The 18,671-nt window shown below is 53.3% G+C and carries 16 protein-coding genes; all 16 read left to right on the forward strand.

Annotated elements, in window-relative coordinates; genetic code table 11:
• Positions 1 to 176 precede the first annotated feature (176 nt).
• The 16 genes from rpsB to dnaE all read left to right on the forward strand — a co-directional run bounded on the left by rpsB (position 177) and on the right by dnaE (position 18,668).
• Complete coding sequence (rpsB, locus tag L3068_RS03890; protein ID WP_003856207.1) at positions 177 to 902, forward strand: 30S ribosomal protein S2; 726 nt, start codon at positions 177 to 179, stop codon at positions 900 to 902.
• 117 nt (positions 903 to 1,019) lie between these two features.
• Positions 1,020 to 1,871: a translation elongation factor Ts gene (gene tsf, locus L3068_RS03895; protein ID WP_014882627.1), complete on the forward strand. Its 852-nt coding sequence runs from the start codon at positions 1,020 to 1,022 to the stop codon at positions 1,869 to 1,871.
• A gap of 150 nt (positions 1,872 to 2,021) precedes the next feature.
• Positions 2,022 to 2,747: a UMP kinase gene (pyrH, locus tag L3068_RS03900; protein ID WP_023332129.1), complete on the forward strand. Its 726-nt coding sequence runs from the start codon at positions 2,022 to 2,024 to the stop codon at positions 2,745 to 2,747.
• A gap of 167 nt (positions 2,748 to 2,914) precedes the next feature.
• On the forward strand, positions 2,915 to 3,472 hold the full coding sequence (frr, locus tag L3068_RS03905; RefSeq protein WP_014882629.1) for a ribosome recycling factor: 558 nt from the start codon (positions 2,915 to 2,917) through the stop codon (positions 3,470 to 3,472).
• A gap of 95 nt (positions 3,473 to 3,567) precedes the next feature.
• Positions 3,568 to 4,767: a 1-deoxy-D-xylulose-5-phosphate reductoisomerase gene (gene ispC, locus L3068_RS03910; protein ID WP_047626000.1), complete on the forward strand. Its 1,200-nt coding sequence runs from the start codon at positions 3,568 to 3,570 to the stop codon at positions 4,765 to 4,767.
• A 186-nt stretch (positions 4,768 to 4,953) separates the two neighbouring features.
• Complete coding sequence (ispU, locus tag L3068_RS03915) at positions 4,954 to 5,712, forward strand: (2E,6E)-farnesyl-diphosphate-specific ditrans,polycis-undecaprenyl-diphosphate synthase (RefSeq protein WP_014882631.1); 759 nt, start codon at positions 4,954 to 4,956, stop codon at positions 5,710 to 5,712.
• A 12-nt stretch (positions 5,713 to 5,724) separates the two neighbouring features.
• Positions 5,725 to 6,582 carry a phosphatidate cytidylyltransferase gene (cdsA, locus tag L3068_RS03920; RefSeq protein ID WP_014882632.1) on the forward strand — a complete coding sequence of 286 codons (858 nt, stop codon included), beginning with the start codon at positions 5,725 to 5,727 and terminating at the stop codon, positions 6,580 to 6,582.
• 11 nt (positions 6,583 to 6,593) lie between these two features.
• Complete coding sequence (gene rseP, locus L3068_RS03925; RefSeq protein ID WP_014882633.1) at positions 6,594 to 7,946, forward strand: sigma E protease regulator RseP; 1,353 nt, start codon at positions 6,594 to 6,596, stop codon at positions 7,944 to 7,946.
• A 31-nt stretch (positions 7,947 to 7,977) separates the two neighbouring features.
• On the forward strand, positions 7,978 to 10,410 hold the full coding sequence (bamA, locus tag L3068_RS03930) for an outer membrane protein assembly factor BamA (protein WP_047026694.1): 2,433 nt from the start codon (positions 7,978 to 7,980) through the stop codon (positions 10,408 to 10,410).
• 122 nt (positions 10,411 to 10,532) lie between these two features.
• Positions 10,533 to 11,027, forward strand: coding sequence for a molecular chaperone Skp (skp, locus tag L3068_RS03935; RefSeq protein WP_014882635.1), 495 nt, complete (start codon positions 10,533 to 10,535; stop codon positions 11,025 to 11,027).
• Between the two features lie 3 nt (positions 11,028 to 11,030).
• Positions 11,031 to 12,056, forward strand: coding sequence for a UDP-3-O-(3-hydroxymyristoyl)glucosamine N-acyltransferase (gene lpxD / locus L3068_RS03940; protein WP_045134605.1), 1,026 nt, complete (start codon positions 11,031 to 11,033; stop codon positions 12,054 to 12,056).
• 102 nt (positions 12,057 to 12,158) lie between these two features.
• A complete protein-coding gene (gene fabZ / locus L3068_RS03945) occupies positions 12,159 to 12,614 on the forward strand; it encodes a 3-hydroxyacyl-ACP dehydratase FabZ (RefSeq protein ID WP_010426706.1) in 456 nt (151 codons plus the stop codon).
• Between the two features lie 3 nt (positions 12,615 to 12,617).
• Positions 12,618 to 13,406 carry an acyl-ACP--UDP-N-acetylglucosamine O-acyltransferase gene (lpxA, locus tag L3068_RS03950; RefSeq protein WP_014882637.1) on the forward strand — a complete coding sequence of 263 codons (789 nt, stop codon included), beginning with the start codon at positions 12,618 to 12,620 and terminating at the stop codon, positions 13,404 to 13,406.
• Positions 13,406 to 14,554: a lipid-A-disaccharide synthase gene (gene lpxB, locus L3068_RS03955; RefSeq protein ID WP_023332133.1), complete on the forward strand. Its 1,149-nt coding sequence runs from the start codon at positions 13,406 to 13,408 to the stop codon at positions 14,552 to 14,554. The genes lpxA and lpxB overlap by 1 nt, the downstream gene beginning before the upstream one ends.
• Positions 14,551 to 15,147, forward strand: a complete 597-nt coding sequence (gene rnhB / locus L3068_RS03960) for a ribonuclease HII (RefSeq protein WP_023336774.1) — start codon at positions 14,551 to 14,553, stop codon at positions 15,145 to 15,147. Before lpxB ends, rnhB begins: the two co-directional genes overlap by 4 nt.
• A gap of 38 nt (positions 15,148 to 15,185) precedes the next feature.
• On the forward strand, positions 15,186 to 18,668 hold the full coding sequence (gene dnaE / locus L3068_RS03965) for a DNA polymerase III subunit alpha (RefSeq protein WP_117580931.1): 3,483 nt from the start codon (positions 15,186 to 15,188) through the stop codon (positions 18,666 to 18,668).
• Positions 18,669 to 18,671 lie beyond the last annotated feature (3 nt).

Genomic DNA, 18,671 nt, shown 5'->3' on the forward strand with positions numbered 1-18,671 from the left:
TATAAAGCGCGCCGGACTTCCGATCCATCTCAGATACACAGGCTGGACGGGAGCGACAAATCTCACTTTGTGTAACAACACACACGTATCGGCACATATTCCGGGGTGCCCTTCGGGGTCGGTAATATGGGATACGTGGAGGCATAACCCCAACTTTCAATATAGAGGTTTTAAACATGGCAACTGTTTCCATGCGCGACATGCTCAAGGCTGGTGTTCACTTTGGTCACCAGACCCGTTACTGGAACCCGAAAATGAAGCCTTTCATCTTCGGCGCGCGTAACAAAGTTCACATCATCAACCTTGAGAAAACTGTACCAATGTTCAACGAAGCCCTGGCTGAGCTGAACAAGATCTCTTCCCGTAAAGGTAAGATTCTGTTCGTTGGTACTAAGCGCGCTGCAAGCGAAGCTGTGAAAGATGCTGCTAACAGCTGCGACCAGTTCTTCGTGAACCATCGCTGGTTGGGCGGCATGCTGACCAACTGGAAAACTGTTCGTCAGTCCATCAAGCGCCTGAAAGATCTGGAAACCCAGTCTCAGGACGGTACTTTCGACAAGCTGACTAAGAAAGAAGCGCTGATGCGCACTCGTGAACTGGACAAGCTGGAAAACAGCCTGGGCGGTATCAAAGATATGGGCGGCCTGCCAGACGCGCTGTTCGTAATCGATGCAGACCACGAGCACATCGCTATCAAAGAAGCTAACAACCTGGGTATCCCGGTATTCGCTATCGTTGATACCAACTCCGATCCGGACGGTGTTGACTTCGTTATCCCGGGTAACGACGACGCAATCCGTGCTGTTAGCCTGTACCTGAGCGCTGTAGCTGCTACCGTTCGTGAAGGCCGTTCCCAGGATCTGGCTTCTCAGGCGGAAGAAAGCTTCGTAGAAGCTGAATAATAAGGTTTTACCCCTTATTAGTACCGTGTATGAATAGGGGCCCATTACCGGCCCCTTTTTTCAATTTACACTGTTTGGCCCCCGGCCGGGCAGTTCACATCTCCCGAGGATTTAAGAATGGCTGAAATTACCGCATCCCTGGTAAAAGAGCTGCGCGAGCGTACTGGCGCAGGCATGATGGATTGCAAAAAAGCGCTGACTGAAGCGAACGGCGACATCGAGCTGGCAATCGAAAACATGCGTAAATCCGGTGCGATCAAAGCAGCTAAAAAAGCAGGCAACGTTGCTGCTGACGGCGTGATCATCACCAAAATCGACGGCAACTACGGCATCATTCTGGAAGTTAACTGCCAGACTGACTTCGTTGCTAAAGATGGCGGTTTCCAGGCATTTGCGAACAAAGTTCTGGACGCAGCGGTTGCTGGCAAAATCACTGACGTTGAAGTTCTGAAAGCACAGTTCGAAGAAGAACGTGTTGCGCTGGTTGCTAAAATCGGTGAGAACATCAACATCCGTCGCGTTTCTTCTCTGGAAGGCGACGTTCTGGGCTCTTACCAGCACGGTGCACGTATCGGTGTTCTGGTTGCGGCTAAAGGCGCTGACGAAGAGCTGGTTAAACAGCTGGCTATGCACATCGCTGCAAGCAAACCAGAATTCGTTAAGCCAGAAGACGTGTCTGCTGAAGTGGTAGAAAAAGAGTACCAGGTTCAGCTGGACATCGCGATGCAGTCTGGTAAGCCAAAAGAAATCGCAGAGAAAATGGTTGAAGGCCGTATGAAGAAATTCACCGGCGAAGTTTCTCTGACTGGCCAGCCTTTCGTTATGGATCCAAGCAAGTCTGTTGCTCAGCTGCTGAAAGAGCACAACGCTGACGTAACTGGCTTCATCCGCTTCGAAGTGGGCGAAGGCATCGAGAAAGTTGAGACTGACTTCGCAGCAGAAGTTGCTGCAATGTCCAAGCAGTCTTAATGATTGAAAAGGAGCCGCCTGAGGGCGGCTTCTTTTTGTCACCCGTCATATGAAATCAGACAGGCTCCAGTATCGCTGTGCTGATTTGCGGCATATCATGTCGCCAGAATTAACTCCCATCTTAATCGTTGACAGTCTCAGGAAAGAAACATGGCTACCAATGCAAAACCCGTGTACAAACGCATTCTGCTTAAGCTGAGTGGCGAAGCGCTGCAGGGATCGGAAGGCTTCGGTATTGACGCAAGCATCCTTGATCGCATGGCACAGGAAATCAAAGAACTGGTCGAACTGGGTATCCAGGTTGGCGTGGTCATTGGCGGTGGCAACCTTTTCCGTGGTGCTGGTCTGGCGAAAGCGGGGATGAACCGCGTTGTGGGCGACCACATGGGTATGCTGGCAACCGTCATGAATGGCCTGGCGATGCGTGATGCGCTCCACCGCGCCTATGTGAATGCCCGCCTGATGTCCGCGATTCCACTGAATGGCGTATGCGATAATTATAGCTGGGCAGAGGCGATCAGCCTGCTGCGCAACAACCGCGTGGTGATCCTCTCCGCTGGTACGGGTAACCCGTTCTTTACGACCGATTCCGCTGCCTGCCTGCGCGGTATTGAGATCGAAGCCGATGTGGTACTGAAAGCGACCAAAGTAGACGGCGTGTTTACTGCCGATCCGGCAAAAGATCCTTCCGCCACCATGTACGATCAGCTGAGCTACGGCGAAGTGCTGGAAAAAGAGCTGAAAGTGATGGATCTTGCCGCCTTCACGCTGGCTCGCGACCACAAACTGCCGATCCGTGTATTCAACATGAATAAGCCAGGCGCACTGCGTCGCGTGGTCATGGGCGAAAAAGAAGGCACTTTGATCACGGAATAATTTCCGTCGGCGATAAATACAGGTAAGATTCCGCTTTATTTTGTAGTGGTATCTTACCCGGGCGCGCCTTTGGCGTTGTCATGAATTAAACGCGACTATACTTAGCACACCTGTAGCGCTGTGCTGGCGGATAGTCTGCCTGAGACAAGTTTTCAAGGATTCGTAACGTGATTAACGACATCAGAAAAGATGCTGAAGTACGCATGGAAAAATGCGTAGAAGCGTTCAAAACCCAAATCAGCAAAATCCGTACTGGCCGTGCTTCCCCAAGCCTGCTGGATGGCATCATCGTGGAATACTACGGTACGCCAACCCCTCTGCGTCAGCTGGCGAGCGTGACGGTAGAAGATACCCGTACGCTGAAAATCAACGTGTTCGATCGCTCTATGAGCCCGGCGGTTGAGAAAGCGATCATGGCCTCTGACCTCGGTCTGAACCCAAGCTCTGCCGGTTCTGATATCCGCGTTCCACTGCCTCCACTGACGGAAGAGCGTCGTAAAGATCTGATCAAAGTGGTGCGTGGCGAAGCTGAGCAGGGTCGCGTATCCGTGCGTAACGTTCGCCGCGACGCGAACGATAAAGTGAAAGCGCTGCTGAAAGAAAAAGAGATCAGTGAAGATGACGATCGTCGTTCTCAGGACGACATTCAGAAAATGACCGACGCAGCGATCAAGAAAATTGATGCGGCGCTGGCAGATAAAGAAGCGGAACTGATGCAGTTCTGATTTCTGTCGTACACTGATAAACGCCGTTCAGAGGGACTTCGGGTCTTGCTGGCGGCGTTTTGCTTTTATCTGGTCTAACTTTTTTCGGGCATCCCATGAAGCATTTAACTCTCCTTGGCTCAACCGGCTCTATCGGTTGCAGTACTCTCGACGTCGTCCGCCACAATCCTGAACATTATACCGTGACCGCGCTGGTCGCCGGTAAGAACGTGCAGCGCATGGTCGAGCAGTGCCTGGAGTTTATGCCACGTTATGCGGTGATGGATGACGATGAGAGCGCGCGTCAGCTGAAAACTCTGCTGCTTGAGAAGGGCAGTCGAACCGAGGTGCTGAGTGGGTCGCAGGCGGCCTGCGACATGGCGGCGCTGGATGAGGTTGACCAGGTCATGGCGGCCATTGTCGGTGCGGCCGGGTTGCTGCCGACGCTTGCGGCAATAGATGCGGGTAAAGATGTTCTGCTGGCCAACAAAGAGTCGCTGGTGACCTGCGGACGCCTGTTTATGGACGCGGTGAAGCAGCGCGGGGCGCGTCTTTTGCCGGTCGACAGCGAGCACAACGCCATTTTTCAGAGTTTACCGCAACCTTTTCAACAGAACCTGGGGTACGCTGACCTGGAGCAGAATGGCGTCGTGTCGATTCTGCTTACCGGGTCTGGTGGCCCGTTCCGTGAAACGCCACTGTCTGAACTGAGCGCAATGACGCCGGATCAGGCGTGTCGTCATCCGAACTGGTCAATGGGACGTAAAATCTCCGTTGACTCCGCCACCATGATGAATAAAGGTCTGGAATACATTGAAGCTCGCTGGCTGTTTAATGCGTCAGCGAAACAGATGGAAGTTCTGATTCACCCGCAATCGGTCATTCACTCGATGGTGCGCTATCAGGATGGCAGCGTGCTGGCACAGCTGGGCGAGCCGGATATGCGTACGCCCATCGCCCATACAATGGCGTGGCCAAACCGGGTGAAATCGGGCGTGAAGCCGCTTGATTTTTGTAAGCTAAGTTCCCTGACGTTCAGTGAACCCGATTACGATCGCTATCCTTGTCTGAAGCTTGCGATGAACGCCTTCGACCAGGGACAGGCGGCGACGACGGCACTGAATGCAGCCAACGAAATTACCGTTGACGCATTTCTGCATCAGCAAATCCGCTTTACCGATATCGCAACGTTGAATTTATCGGTACTGGAAATAATGGATTTGCGTGAGCCTCAAAGTGTGGAAGAGGTGCTGGCGGTCGATGCTGCTGCACGTGAAATTGCGCGTAAACAGGTGAGCCGTCTCGCAAGCTGGTGATAAAGCAAGCACTAGTCGTCGTGCTATTTGTTAGCTTTGGGCTTCAGTGATATAGTCTGCGCCACCTGATCGCAGGAATTTGACTTTATGTGGTCAGGTAAGCCGTGGTTTGACACGGCTTTTTTATGTACAGGCTTAAGTATTCCTGAGTACCGTTAAATCCTTTTCAGGGACAAAAAACGCGTTATGTTGTCTGCGAATCAACCAATAAGCGAAAACTTGCCAGCTCATGGCTGCCGTCATGTAGCAATCATTATGGATGGCAATGGCCGCTGGGCGAAAAGACAAGGGAAGATACGAGCCTTTGGGCATAAAGCAGGGGCGAAATCCGTTCGCCGCGCCGTTTCTTTTGCCGCGAATAACGGCATTGATGCGTTAACGCTCTATGCTTTTAGCAGTGAAAACTGGAATCGACCGCCGCAGGAAGTGACTGCGTTGATGGAACTGTTTGTGTGGGCGCTCGACAGCGAAGTAAAAAGCCTGCACCGCCACAACGTCCGCCTGCGTATCATTGGCGATACCAGTCGTTTTAACTCACGTTTGCAGGAACGGATTCGTAAAGCAGAAGCGCTGACTGAAAATAATACCGGTCTGACGCTCAATATCGCGGCGAATTACGGCGGACGCTGGGATATTATCCAGGGCGTTCGGCATCTGGCCGAACAGGTTCAGGAAGGGCTGTTGAGACCCGACCAGATTGATGAAGAGGCGCTGAGCAAGCAAATCTGCATGAATGAGCTGGCACCTGTGGATTTGGTAATTAGGACAGGGGGGGAACATCGCATAAGTAACTTTTTGATATGGCAAATTGCCTATGCCGAACTTTACTTTACAGATGTTCTTTGGCCCGATTTTGATGAACAAGACTTTGAAGGTGCGCTGCATGCCTTTGCCAATCGAGAGCGTCGTTTCGGCGGCACCGAGCCAGGTGGCGACAATGCCTGATGGGGGTAGCTTTTGCTGAAGTATCGCCTGATTTCCGCTTTTGTATTAATACCCATTGTCATTGCGGCGCTGTTTTTACTGCCCCCGGTGGGATTCGCTATTGTCACGCTGGTGGTCTGCATGCTCGCGGCGTGGGAATGGGGACAGTTTAGCGGCTTTACCTCGCGCAATCAGCGAGTATGGCTTGCGGTACTCTGTGGCTTTATTCTGGCCATAATGCTGTTTACGTTGCCTGAATATCACCACGATATTCATCAGCCGCTGGTTGCCGGTTCCTTGTGGATATCGCTGGCCTGGTGGGTGGCGGCATTGCTGCTGGTTCTTTTTTATCCAGGCTCTGCGGCGTTATGGCGTAATTCAAAAGTGTTGCGACTCATTTTTGGTCTGCTCACCATTGTGCCTTTTTTCTGGGGGATGGTCGCGCTACGCGCCTGGCACTATGACGAAAACCACTATAGCGGTGCGATCTGGCTGCTTTATGTGATGATTCTCGTCTGGGGGGCTGACTCCGGGGCCTATATGTTTGGTAAACTGTTCGGCAAACATAAACTGGCGCCGAAGGTGTCTCCAGGGAAAACCTGGCAAGGATTCATCGGCGGCTTGTTTACGGCTGCAGTTATCTCCTGGGGCTATGGCGTCTGGGCGGATCTGGCAGTGGCTCCGTCAATACTGCTGGTATGCTCTATTTTTGCAGCGCTTGCCTCAGTGCTCGGTGATTTAACCGAAAGTATGTTTAAGCGTGAAGCAGGGATTAAGGACAGCGGACATCTGATTCCAGGGCATGGCGGTATACTGGATCGCATTGACAGCCTGACAGCGGCTGTTCCAGTGTTTGCTTGCCTGCTTTTACTGGTATTCGGGACGATTTAACGGAAGGTTTTATGCTGAGCATTCTCTGGAATCTGGCGGCGTTCATTGTTGCACTGGGTGTGCTGATTACCGTGCATGAATTTGGCCATTTCTGGGTTGCTCGCCGTTGTGGTGTGCGGGTAGAGCGATTCTCCATTGGTTTTGGCAAATCACTCTGGACGCGCACCGACCGTCACGGCACGGAATTTGTCATTGCACTTATCCCTCTTGGCGGCTACGTCAAAATGCTCGACGAACGCGTCGAGCCTGTCGCACCCGAGCTGCGACACAGTGCGTTTAACAACAAAACCGTTGGACAACGCGCTGCCATCATTGCTGCCGGACCGGTAGCCAACTTCATCTTTGCAATTTTCGCTTACTGGCTGGTGTTTATTATCGGCGTCCCTGGTGTGCGTCCGGTGGTGGGGGAAATTGCGCCCAACTCTATCGCGGCGAATGCGCAAATTACGTCCGGGATGGAACTTAAAGCGATTGATGGCATCGAAACCCCTGATTGGGATGCCGTGCGACTGCAACTGGTAGCCAAAATTGGCGATGCGCAGACAACCCTCAGCGTATCGCCGTTTGGGTCAGACGCGCGTCAGGACAAAGTACTGGATTTACGCCACTGGCGTTTCGAGCCCGATAAAGAAGATCCCGTCGCAGCGCTGGGTATCCGTCCCCGCGGTGCGCAGATTGAGCCGGTATTAGCTGAAGTCCAGCCAAATTCGGCGGCGAGCAAAGCGGGTTTGCAAGCGGGCGACAGGATCGTTAAAGTCGATGGTCAACCATTAACAGAGTGGATGACCTTTGTTACTCTGGTGCGCGATAATCCGGGGACGTCCCTCGCGCTGGAAGTTGAAAGGCAAGGCAGTCCGCTTTCGCTGACGCTGATCCCGGATACGAAGTCGGTCGGCAAAAAGGCAGAAGGGTTCGCAGGCGTTGTGCCAAAAGTGATCCCGCTGCCAGATGAGTACAAGACAATACGCCAGTATGGGCCGTTCAGCGCCATCCTTGAAGCCACGGATAAAACATGGCAACTGATGAAGCTGACGGTCAACATGTTGGGGAAATTGATAACCGGTGATGTGAAACTGAACAACCTCAGTGGGCCAATCTCGATTGCTCAGGGGGCTGGGATGTCAGCGGAATTCGGGGTGATTTACTATCTCATGTTCCTCGCGCTCATTAGCGTGAACCTTGGGATAATCAACCTGTTCCCGCTTCCCGTGTTAGACGGGGGTCATCTGCTGTTTTTAGCGATTGAAAAGCTAAAAGGCGGACCGGTATCCGAGCGAGTTCAAGACTTTAGTTACCGCATCGGCTCGATTTTGCTGGTGCTGTTAATGGGGCTTGCACTTTTCAATGATTTCTCTCGGTTGTAAGAGAGTTAGTTAGGAAGAACGCATAATAACGATGGCGATGAAAAAGTTGCTCATAGCGTCGCTGCTGTTTAGCAGCGCCACCGTATACGGTGCTGACGGGTTCGTAGTGAAAGACATTCATTTCGAAGGCCTTCAGCGTGTCGCCGTTGGTGCGGCCCTCCTCAGTATGCCTGTGCGCCCCGGCGATACGGTTAATGATGAAGATATCAGTAACACCATCCGTGCTCTGTTTGCCACCGGCAACTTCGAGGATGTCCGCGTCCTGCGCGATGGTGATACGCTGCTGGTACAGGTAAAAGAACGTCCAACGATCGCCAGTATCACTTTCTCCGGTAATAAGTCGGTGAAAGATGACATGCTCAAGCAAAACCTTGAAGCATCCGGTGTTCGTGTGGGGGAATCTCTGGACCGCACAACCCTTTCAGACATTGAAAAAGGTCTGGAAGACTTCTACTACAGCGTCGGTAAATACAGTGCCAGCGTGAAAGCGGTGGTTACGCCGCTCCCACGTAACCGTGTTGACCTGAAGCTGGTCTTCCAGGAAGGTGTTTCCGCGAAGATCCAGCAGATCAACATCGTGGGTAACCACGCGTTTAGCACCGACGAACTGATCTCCACTTTCCAGCTGCGCGATGAAGTGCCGTGGTGGAACGTGGTTGGCGATCGTAAATACCAGAAACAGAAACTGGCGGGGGATCTCGAAACCCTGCGCAGCTACTATCTGGATCGCGGTTACGCCCGTTTCAACATTGATTCGACTCAGGTCAGTCTGACGCCGGACAAGAAAGGTATCTACATCACGATTAACATCACTGAAGGCGATCAGTACAAGCTTTCCGGTGTTGAAGTCAGTGGTAACCTGGCCGGGCATTCAGCTGAAATTGAAGCGCTGACTAAAATTCAGCCGGGCGATCTGTACAGCGGTTCTAAAGTCACCAAAATGGAAGACGGCATTAAGAAGCTGCTCGGCCGCTATGGTTACGCTTACCCGCGTGTACAAACACAGCCGGAAATCAACGACGCGGATAAAACCGTTAAGCTGCATGTTAACGTTGATGCGGGTAACCGTTTCTACGTACGTAAGATCCGCTTCGTCGGTAACGATACCTCCAAAGACTCCGTTCTGCGTCGCGAAATGCGTCAGATGGAAGGGGCATGGTTGGGTAGCGACCTCGTTGACCAGGGTAAAGAGCGTCTGAACCGTCTGGGCTATTTCGAAACCGTGGACACGGAAACGCAGCGTATACCCGGCAGCCCGGATCAGGTTGATGTCGTGTATAAGGTGAAAGAGCGTAACACCGGTAGCTTCAACTTCGGTGTGGGCTACGGTACTGAAAGTGGCGTGAGCTTCCAGGTTGGCGTCCAGCAGGATAACTGGCTGGGTACAGGTTACTCTGTCGGTATTAACGGCACCAAAAACGACTACCAGACCTACTCTGAGTTCTCTGTTACCAACCCATACTTCACCGTTGACGGTGTAAGCCTGGGCGGTCGTATCTTCTATAACGATTTTAAAGCAGACGACGCAGACCTCTCCTCCTACACCAACAAGAGCTATGGTGTAGACGGAACGCTCGGCTTCCCGGTTAACGAATACAACACCCTGCGTGCGGGCTTAGGTTACGTGCATAACGACCTGTCCAACATGCAACCTCAGGTGGCGATGTGGCGTTATCTGGACTCTATTGGCCAGTCTGCGAGTAAAACCAGTGATAACAATGGCTTCGCCGCGGATGACTTCACCTTCAACTACGGCTGGACCTATAACCGTCTCGACCGTGGTTACTTCCCAACAGAAGGTTCTCGCGTCAACCTGAACGGTAAAGTGACCGTTCCGGGCTCTGATAACGAGTTCTATAAGGTAACCCTGGATACCGCGTCCTACTTCCCAATTGATGATGACCACAAGTGGGTCGTTCTGGGTCGTACCCGTTGGGGCTATGGTGATGGTATCGGCAGTAAAGAGTTGCCGTTCTACGAGAACTTCTACGCGGGTGGTTCCAGCACCGTGCGTGGCTTCCAGTCCAACAACATTGGTCCGAAAGCGGCTTATTACGGCGGCAACGACAAGGATAACTGCGATAAACCGGCGAAGGACAGTCAGGGCAATACGAACGTCTGTAGTTCTGATGATGCGGTGGGCGGTAACGCCATGGCCGTGGCCAGCCTGGAATTCATTACCCCAACGCCATTTATCAGCGATAAATACGCGAACTCTGTCCGTACGTCCTTCTTCTGGGATGCCGGTACGGTATGGGATACCAACTGGCAGAATACGGCTGAAACGCGTGCTGCTGGAATTCCAGACTACAGCGATCCGAGCAATATTCGCATGTCTGCTGGTATCGCATTACAATGGATGTCACCGCTGGGACCGTTGGTCTTCTCTTACGCCCAGCCGTTTAAGAAATACGATGGAGACAAGGCGGAGCAATTCCAGTTTAACATTGGTAAAACCTGGTAATAATCCGCTGCAAAGGAATGCGTTGGCAGTGTAGCGCTGACAACCGGCGATCGGTAAAACGGTCGCCTTGCCACGCAAAGAACGGTACCTTCTGGTGCCAATGGGATGGTAAGGAGTTAATTGTGAAAAAGTGGTTATTAGCTGCAGGTCTCGGTTTAGCGATGGCAACTTCTGCTCAGGCAGCAGACAAAATCGCAATCGTCAACATGGGTAATTTGTTCCAGCAGGTTGCACAGAAAACGGGTGTTTCTGCAACACTGGAAAACGAATTCAAAGGCCGTGCGAGCGAACTGCAGCGTATGGAAGGCGATCTTCAGTCCAAAATGCAGCGTCTGCAGCGTGATGGTTCTACCATGAAAGCAAGCGATCGCAGCAAACTGGAAAAAGACGTTATGGCTCAGCGCCAGACCTTCTCTCAGAAAGCGCAGGCTTTCGAGCAGGATCGTCAGCGTCGTTCTAACGAAGAGCGTGGCAAACTGGTCACTCGCATTCAGACTGCTGTTAAAGCAGTGGCTGCCGATCAGAGCATCGATCTGGTTGTTGATGCGAATGCCGTTGCTTTCAACAGCAGCGATGTTAAAGACATCACCGCTGATGTTCTGAAACAGGTTAAATAAGTAATGCCTTCAATTCGACTGGCTGATTTAGCTCAGCAGTTGGATGCAGAATTACACGGTGATGGCGATATCGTCATCACCGCTGTTGCGTCCATGCAATCTGCTAAAGCTGGCACGATTACCTTCATGGTAAGCCCTAAGTACCGTGAACAACTGGCTCAATGCCAGGCGTCAGCTGTTGTTCTGACGCAGGACGATCTTCCCTTTGCCACTGGAAGTGCACTGGTAGTGAAAAACCCCTACCTGACGTATGCACGCATGGCTCAAATTCTTGATACCACGCCGCAGCCGGCTCAGAACATTGCTGCCAGTGCAGCAATCGATCCGACGGCTAAGCTTGGTAACAACGTTGCCGTTGGTGCGAATGCGGTTATCGAGTCTGGCGTTGTGCTGGGTGATAACGTCGTGATTGGCCCGGGGTGCTTCGTTGGGAAAAATACGAAAATCGGCGCAGGAACCCGTTTATGGGCCAATGTGTCCATTTATCATGAAGTTGAAATCGGCGAAAATTGCCTCGTCCAGTCCAGCACCGTGATTGGTTCTGATGGCTTTGGTTACGCGAACGATCGCGGTAACTGGGTTAAGATCCCGCAGCTTGGTCGCGTTATTATTGGCGATCGCGTGGAGATTGGGGCCTGTACCACGATCGACCGTGGTGCACTCGACGACACGATCATTGGCAATGGTGTTATCATCGATAACCAGTGCCAGATTGCGCATAACGTTGTGATTGGCGACAATACCGCAGTTGCGGGGGGCGTCATCATGGCGGGCAGCCTGAAAATTGGTCGTTATTGCATGATTGGCGGTGCGAGCGTGATTAATGGCCACATGGAAATATGCGACAAGGTGACGGTGACGGGCATGGGCATGGTAATGCGTCCGATCACCGAACCTGGCGTCTATTCCTCGGGCATTCCGCTGCAACCCAACAAGGTATGGCGTAAAACAGCAGCACTGGTGATGAACATTGATGATATGAGCAAGCGACTCAAGTCTCTTGAGCGTAAGATCGATCAACAAGACTAAACGTCACCCGTTTAACGCTATCTTTCCCGGCCTGTCGGCTTTCTAATAAACCGGCAGGCCGTGTTATTATTGTTATCAGTACATTTTGACAGGAAGAGTATTTTGACTACTGACACTCATACTCTGCATATTGAAGAGATTTTAGAACTTCTGCCGCACCGCTACCCGTTTTTGCTGGTAGACCGTGTGCTGGATTTTGAAGAAGGTCGTTTTCTGCGCGCAGTGAAAAATGTTTCCGTGAACGAACCGTTCTTCCAGGGACACTTCCCGGGTAAGCCTATCTTCCCGGGTGTGTTGATTCTGGAAGCGATGGCTCAGGCTACCGGTATTCTGGCGTTTAAAAGCGTCGGTAAACTGGAGCCAGGTGAACTCTATTACTTCGCAGGTATTGATGAAGCGCGCTTTAAGCGTCCTGTCGTGCCTGGTGATCAGATGATCATGGAAGTCACTTTTGAAAAAACGCGTCGTGGCCTGACTCGCTTCAAAGGCGTAGCGCTGGTTGACGGCAAAGTTGTTTGCGAAGCGACGATGATGTGTGCTCGTAGCCGGGAGTCCTGATACGTGATTGATAAATCCGCCTTTATTCATCCTACTGCTATTGTGGAAACCGGCGCCATCATTGGTGCCAACGTTCACATTGGCCCGTTCTGTATTGTTGGACCCAATGTCGAAATTGGTGAGGGTACAGTACTGAAATCTCACGTTGTCGTGAATGGTCATACGACCATTGGCAGCAATAACGAGATCTATCAGTTCGCTTCCATCGGCGAAGTTAACCAGGATCTGAAATATGCTGGTGAGTCGACCCGTCTGGAAATTGGCGATCGTAACCGTATTCGCGAGAGCGTCACCATTCATCGTGGAACAGTACAGGGTGGTGGGTTGACGAAGGTGGGTAGCGATAACCTGTTTATGGTGAACGCGCATATTGCGCATGACTGTACCGTGGGCGATCGCTGTATTCTTGCCAACAACGCAACGCTGGCAGGACACGTATCTGTTGATGACTTCGCAATTATTGGCGGCATGACCGCAGTCCATCAGTTCTGCATCATTGGTGCACACGTGATGGTCGGTGGCTGCTCCGGTGTGGCGCAGGACGTCCCACCGTATGTGATTGCGCAGGGCAACCATGCCACGCCGTTTGGCGTGAACATCGAAGGCCTTAAGCGTCGTGGTTTTAGTCGCGAAGCGATTACTGCCATCCGTAACGCGTACAAACTGCTGTACCGTAGCGGTAAAACGCTGGAAGAGGCGAAGCCGGACATTGCCGAACTGGCGGATAAGTTCCCTGAAGTGAACGCGTTCATGGAGTTCTTTGACCGTTCAACAAGGGGTCTGATTCGTTAATGGTCGACAGTCGTCCGCTTACGATAGCCCTGGTCGCCGGAGAAACCTCCGGCGATATTCTTGGTGCCGGTCTCATCCGCGCGCTCAAAGCTCGCGTACCTAACGCCCGCTTTGTTGGCGTGGCTGGCCCGCTGATGCAGGCCGAAGGCTGTGAAGCCTGGTATGAAATGGAAGAGCTGGCCGTGATGGGCATTGTTGAGGTGCTGGGGCGTTTGCGACGCTTGCTGCATATTCGTGCCGATCTTACCCGCCGCTTTACCGAGCTCAAACCCGATGTGTTTGTCGGTATCGATGCACCCGACTTCAACATTACCCTCGAAGGTAATCTGAAAAAGCAGGGCATCAAAACCATTCATTACGTCAGTCCGTCCGTTTGGGCGTGGCGACAGAAACGTGTTTTCAAAATTGGACGGTCCACCAACCTGGTGCTGGCTTTTCTGCCTTTCGAAAAAGCGTTTTACGACAAATTTAATGTTCCGTGCCGTTTTATCGGTCATACCATGGCGGATGCGATGCCGCTGGATCCGGATAAAAACGCGGCGCGTGACGTGCTCGGTATCCCTCATGATGTGCACTGTCTGGCATTGCTGCCAGGAAGCCGTGGCGCAGAAGTGGAGATGCTGAGCGCTGATTTCCTGAAAACCGCGCAGATTCTTCGCAAGACGTATCCCGATCTTGAAGTGGTCGTGCCGCTGGTGAATGCCAAACGCCGCGAGCAGTTCGAACGCATTAAAGCGGAAGTCGCCCCGGATCTTCACGTCCGCCTGCTGGACGGGAAAGGTCGGGAAGCGATGTTTGCGAGCGATGCCGCACTGCTGGCCTCTGGCACGGCTGCGCTGGAATGTATGCTGGCGAAATGCCCGATGGTGGTCGGTTATCGTATGAAGCCGTTTACCTTCTGGCTGGCAAAACGTCTGGTGAAAACGGATTATGTTTCCCTGCCAAACCTGCTTGCCGGGCGCGAGCTGGTAAAAGAGCTCTTACAGGATGAGTGCCAGCCTCAGGCGCTGGCGGAGGCCCTGCTGCCGCTGCTCGCCAACGGCAAGACCAGCCACCAGATGCATGATACCTTCCGTGAACTGCATCAACTGATCCGCTGCAATGCAGATGAGCAAGCGGCCGATGCAGTGCTGGAGTTAGCAAAATGATGGAATTTGTATACCCTCACACGCATCTTGTGGCAGGGGTGGACGAAGTCGGTCGTGGCCCGTTAGTGGGGGCTGTTGTGACCGCCGCGGTGATCCTCGATCCCGCCCGCCCGATCGTCGGGCTAAACGACTCAAAAAAATTATCCGAAAAACGTCGACTGGCCCTGTTCAGTGAGATTCAGGAGAAGGCTCTGGCCTGGAGCCTGGGGCGCGCTGAGCCGCATGAAATCGACGAGTTGAATATTTTGCATGCTACAATGCTGGCCATGCAGCGCGCGGTAGCGGGCCTGAAAATTGCCCCGGAATATGTCCTGGTTGACGGCAACCGCTGTCCGGCACTGCCGATGCCTTCGATGGCGGTTGTCAAAGGCGATAGCCGTGTCGCCGAGATCAGCGCAGCATCTATTATTGCCAAGGTGACACGCGACGCTGAAATGGCCGCGCTGGATCTCACTTACCCTCAGTATGGCTTCGCCCAGCACAAGGGGTATCCTACGGCTTTCCATCTGGAAAAGCTGGCTGAACATGGCGCAACTGAACATCACCGGCGCAGCTTTGGCCCGGTGAAACGCGCGCTGGGACGGGTGTCCTGAATCAATACGCAAGCAATTAAGTAACGCGGAATCTGAAGATGGCTGAACCACGTTTCGTACACCTGCGGGTGCATAGCGACTACTCCATGATCGATGGGCTGGCGAAGACCGGGCCGCTTGTAAAAAAGGCGGCCGCGCTTGGCATGCCTGCGCTGGCGATCACCGATTTTACCAACCTGTGTGGCCTGGTGAAGTTCTACGGAACGGCACATGGCGCGGGGATGAAGCCTGTCGTCGGTGCGGATTTTCATGTTCAGAGCGATCTCATCGGCGATGAACTGACGCAAATTTCCGTGCTGGCCATGAACAACACCGGCTACCAGAACCTCACTCTGCTTATTTCGAAAGCCTATCAGCGCGGCTATGGTGCGCTGGGCCCGTGGATCGACCGGGACTGGCTGGCGGAACTGAACGAAGGGCTGCTGCTGATCTCCGGTGGCCGCATGGGCGACGTCGGCAAATGCCTGCTGCGTGGCAACAGCGCGCTGGTGGATCAGTGCGTCTCGTTTTATGAAGAATATTTCCCGGATCGTTACTATCTGGAATTGATCCGCACCGGCCGCCAGGACGAAGAGAGCTATCTGCACGCCGCTGTTGCGCTGGCTGAAGAGCGCGGTTTGCCCGTGGTGGCGACGAATGATGTGCGTTTCCTGGAATCCGGCGATTTTGACGCCCACGAAATTCGTGTGGCGATCCATGATGGCTTCACCCTTGACGATCCAAAGCGCCCGCGTAATTACTCATCGCAGCAGTATATGCGCAGCGAAGAGGAGATGTGCGAGCTCTTTTCCGATATCCCTGAAGCGCTGGAAAACAGCGTAGAGATTGCCAAGCGCTGTAACGTCACCGTGCGCCTCGGCGAATACTTCCTGCCGCAATTCCCGACGGGTGACATGACGACGGAAGATTTCCTGGTCATGAAATCGAAGGAGGGTCTGGAAGAGCGTCTCGAATTCCTCTTCCCGGATGAAGAAGAACGTAAAAAACGTCGTCCGGAGTATGACGAGCGTCTGGATATAGAGCTTCAGGTTATCAACCAGATGGGCTTCCCCGGCTACTTCCTGATCGTTATGGAGTTCATTCAGTGGTCGAAGGATAACGGGGTGCCGGTAGGTCCGGGCCGTGGCTCCGGTGCGGGCTCGCTGGTGGCATATGCATTAAAAATTACCGACCTCGATCCGCTGGAATTCGACCTGCTGTTCGAACGTTTCCTCAACCCGGAACGTGTTTCCATGCCCGACTTCGACGTCGACTTCTGCATGGAGAAACGCGATCAGGTGATCGAGCACGTAGCGGACATGTATGGCCGTGACGCGGTATCGCAGATCATTACCTTCGGTACCATGGCGGCGAAAGCGGTTATCCGCGACGTGGGTCGTGTACTCGGCCACCCGTACGGTTTCGTCGATCGTATTTCTAAGCTGGTACCGCCCGATCCGGGCATGACGCTGGCAAAAGCGTTTGAAGCCGAACCTCAGCTGCCGGAAATCTACGAAGCTGACGAAGAAGTCAAAGCCCTGATCGACATGGCGCGCAAGCTGGAAGGCGTCACGCGTAACGCCGGTAAGCATGCGGGTGGCGTGGTTATTGCTCCGACCAAAATTACCGACTTCGCGCCGCTCTACTGCGATGAAGCGGGTGAGCATCCAGTCACTCAGTTTGATAAGAACGACGTGGAATACGCCGGGCTGGTGAAGTTTGACTTCCTTGGCCTGCGTACGCTGACGATCATCGACTGGGCACTGAAGATGATCAACCCGCGCCGGGAAAAGCAGGGCCTTGAACCGATAGACATTGCTGCCATCCCGCTGGATGACAAGAAAAGTTTCGACATGCTGCAGCGCTCGGAGACCACCGCGGTCTTCCAGCTTGAATCCCGCGGCATGAAAGACCTGATCAAGCGCCTGCAGCCTGACTGCTTCGAAGATATGATCGCACTGGTGGCGCTGTTCCGCCCGGGGCCGCTGCAGTCGGGGATGGTAGATAACTTTATCGACCGTAAGCACGGTCGCGAAGAGATTTCCTACCCGGACGTGCAGTGGCAGCATGAAAGCCTGAAACCGGTACTGGAGCCGACCTACGGCATCATCCTGTACCAGGAACAGGTCATGCAGATTGCTCAGGTGCTTTCTGGTTATACCCTCGGCGGCGCGGACATGCTGCGTCGTGCGATGGGGAAGAAAAAACCGGAAGAGATGGCCAAGCAGCGCTCCATCTTTGAAGACGGCGCGAAGAAAAACGGCGTTGACGGCGAGCTGGCGATGAAAATCTTCGACCTGGTGGAGAAATTCGCCGGGTACGGATTTAACAAATCCCACTCTGCCGCCTATGCGCTAGTCTCATACCAGACGCTGTGGCTGAAAGCGCACTATCCTGCTGAATTTATGGCGGCGGTAATGACTGCCGATATGGATAACACCGAGAAGGTCGTTGGCCTGGTGGATGAGTGCTGGCGCATGGGGCTCAAGATCCTGCCGCCGGATATTAACTCGGGGCTTTACCATTTCCACGTCAACGACGACGGGGAGATCGTTTACGGGATCGGTGCGATCAAGGGCGTGGGTGAAGGGCCGATCGAGGCGATCATCGAAGCGCGTAACAACGGCGGCTATTTCCGCGAGCTGTTCGATCTGTGCGCCCGTACCGATACCAAAAAACTGAACCGCCGCGTACTGGAAAAGCTGATCATGTCCGGCGCGTTCGACAGGCTGGGGCCGCACCGCGCTGCGTTGATGAACTCCCTCGGCGATGCCCTGAAAGCGGCGGACCAGCACGCGAAAGCGGAAGCCATTGGGCAGGCAGATATGTTCGGTGTGCTGGCGGAGGAGCCGGAGCAGATTGAGCAGTCGTATTCTAACTGCCAGCCATGGCCAGAACAGGTCGTGCTGGATGGCGAGCGTGAAACGTTAGGCTTGTACCTGACGGGTCACCCGATCAACCAGTACATCAAAGAAATTGAGCGCTATGTCGGCGGCCACAGGCTAAAAGACATGCATCCGACAGAACGTGGTAAAATTACCACGGCTGCGGGGCTCGTGATTGCTGCAAGGGTTATGGTCACCAAGCGCGGCAATCGTATCGGCATCTGTACGTTGGATGACCGTTCCGGGCGTCTGGAGGTGATGTTGTTCACCGACGCGCTGGATAAATACCAGCAATTGCTGGAAAAAGACCGCATACTTATCGTCAGCGGACAGGTCAGCTTTGATGACTTCAGCGGGGGGCTTAAAATGACCGCCCGCGAAGTGATGGACATTGACGAAGCCCGGGAAAAATATGCTCGCGGGCTTGCTATCTCGCTGACGGACAGGCAAATTGATGACCAGCTTTTAAACCGACTCCGTCAGTCTCTGGAACCCCACCGCTCGGGGACAATTCCAGTACATCTCTACTATCAGAGGACGGATGCACGTGCGCGGTTGCGCTTTGGTGCAACGTGGCGTGTCTCTCCGAGCGATCGTTTACTGAACGATCTCCGTGGCCTCATTGGTTCGGAGCAGGTGGAACTGGAGTTTGACTAATAC

The sequence above is a fragment of the Enterobacter cloacae complex sp. ECL414 genome (assembly GCF_021869685.1).
GTDB lineage: Bacteria > Pseudomonadota > Gammaproteobacteria > Enterobacterales > Enterobacteriaceae > Enterobacter > Enterobacter kobei.